Origin of the sequence: Pseudomonas sp. 2995-1 (assembly GCF_002742505.1) — a bacterium.
Classification (GTDB): Bacteria; Pseudomonadota; Gammaproteobacteria; order Pseudomonadales; family Pseudomonadaceae; genus Aquipseudomonas; species Aquipseudomonas sivasensis.
The window spans coordinates 1-318 of record NZ_LJSA01000181.1; the positions used below are offsets into that span (position 1 = coordinate 1).

At 37.1% G+C, this 318-nt stretch carries 1 protein-coding gene; it reads left to right on the forward strand.

Going from position 1 to position 318, the window contains the following annotated elements:
* Positions 1–318 (forward strand): peptidoglycan-binding domain-containing protein (locus tag AOA61_RS00585; RefSeq protein WP_143521157.1); only part of this gene is annotated, 318 nt, incomplete at both ends.

The window sequence follows — 318 nt, forward strand, 5'->3', positions numbered from 1 at the left end:
ACTCCGAACAGGTTCACGTGGGGATGAAGTGATAAAACTTCAAACTTATTTAAAAAAAGCAGGTTTCTTTGATCATCATACTGCCACAGGATATTTTGGCTCAGTTACTGATCAAGCAGTCAGAAAGTTCCAAAGAGCAAGGGGTTTAAAAGTAGACGGCATCGCAGGAAATCAAACGATTACTGCAATTAATAAAGAAATTACAAATACGTCAACCTCTGCTGAACCTAAAGCTAACACACCTAAGACTAATCAAAATCAACAGACATCAAATAATACAAATACGACACCGACGGTTAACCATGCTGTAAATAATAC